The sequence below is a fragment of the Pelomonas sp. KK5 genome, assembly GCF_001984095.1.
In the GTDB taxonomy this organism is placed as follows: Bacteria; Pseudomonadota; Gammaproteobacteria; order Burkholderiales; family Burkholderiaceae_C; genus KK5.
Window position 1 is genome coordinate 1 of the sequence record NZ_LYVQ01000477.1, and the last position, 1,314, is coordinate 1,314.

At 71.6% G+C, this 1,314-nt stretch carries 1 protein-coding gene and 2 pseudogenes; all 3 read right to left on the bottom strand.

Annotation, left to right across the window (positions count from 1 at the left end; all coding sequences use genetic code 11):
• A pseudogene (locus B0W88_RS31770) lies at window positions 1-681 on the bottom strand (STN domain-containing protein); the annotation flags it as partial.
• Window positions 678-1,079, bottom strand: a complete 402-nt coding sequence (locus B0W88_RS31775; RefSeq protein WP_077038409.1) for a hypothetical protein — start codon at window positions 1,077-1,079, stop codon at window positions 678-680. The pseudogene B0W88_RS31770 and the gene B0W88_RS31775, both read right to left, overlap by 4 nt.
• Window positions 1,080-1,091: 12 nt before the next feature.
• A pseudogene (locus B0W88_RS34120) lies at window positions 1,092-1,314 on the bottom strand (hypothetical protein); the annotation flags it as partial.

Genomic DNA, 1,314 nt, shown 5'->3' on the forward strand with positions numbered 1-1,314 from the left:
GCCCTGGCCACCGCTGCTCGTCGATGCACCGCCGATGACCTGCAGGTCACTGACGCCGCGCCGCTGGCCGAGGACGTAGTTCACCTGGTAGAGCTTGGCGCGCAGCTCCGGCGGCCGCACGTAGATGCGCGAGCCGTCCATCTGGTACTCGTAGCCGTACATCTCGCGCACGGCGTCGAGCGCCTCGATCACCGTCACGTCCTTCAGGTGCAGGGTCAGCAGCTCGGCGGGCTGGCGCGCCATGCCGGCGGTGGCCACCGTGCCCGGCTGGCCCGGCGCCGCGGCCGGCGCGGGCTCGGCCGGGCCCGGCGCCTGGGCCCGCGGGCTCAGCAGCAGGCTGTAGGGCGTGTCGGACACGATGGACATCAGCACCTGGGCCACCGGCGCGTCGGTCACCACCAGGTCGAAGCGCTGCTCCAGCTGGCGCGAGGACGACTTGCCCAGCCCCGGCGCGCGCAGCGGCGGCAGCAGCGCGCTGCTCACCAGCGGCGGCAACAGCGAGGGCGCAGCCGGCGCAGGTGCCGCGGCTGCCGGCCTGGCCGCGGGCACGTTGCCCGCCCGTGCCTGCGCCATCTCCTGGCTGATGTGCTGCTGCACCGAGAGATCCTTGCGCGGATAGTCGGCGCAGGCTGCCAGCATGCAGCAGGCCACGCTGGCCGTCGTGAGTACAGCTTGTCTCATCGATTTCCTCCCACCACCTTGGCGGCCTTGTTGTCGCTGCCATGGATCTTCTTGATGACGGACGGCGTGGAGCGCAGCTGCTCCACCTGCCCCTCGCGGGACAGCATCACCGCGTCGGCCTGGATGTCCACCACCCGCGCCCCATTGAATTCGCTGCCCGCGCGCACCGTGCGGCCATCGATGACCGCAAAGCGTCGTTGCGGGCCCAGCACCACGATGCGCAAGCCCGTGGCCCGCGCGGCAGTGCCGGCGCCAGCGCCGCTCGGCGCCGGGATCTCGCCGGTCCAGCCCGGCGGCGGCGCCAGCCAGTTGTCGCCGGCCCGGGCGGGCGGCGCGATCGCAGCCATGAGGCAGAGGAGCGAGACGACGAGCCGTGTGTGGAAGGAGGAAGGCCGCATCGTCGTTCTCCTCTAGACCAGCGGCGCGTCCTGCTGGTCGCTCAGCGTGTAGATGGTCAGCTTGAGCACCGCATCCGGGTACTGCACCACCTCCAGCGAAACCTGAGTCCAGAACAGGCGGTCCGAATGCTTCTGCAGGCCCTGCAGATAGGGCAGCAGCGCCGCGTAGCTGCCTCGCACGCTCGCCTCCACGCCATGGCGGTAGAGCGTGGGCGTGGCCTGCGACGGCTCGGCC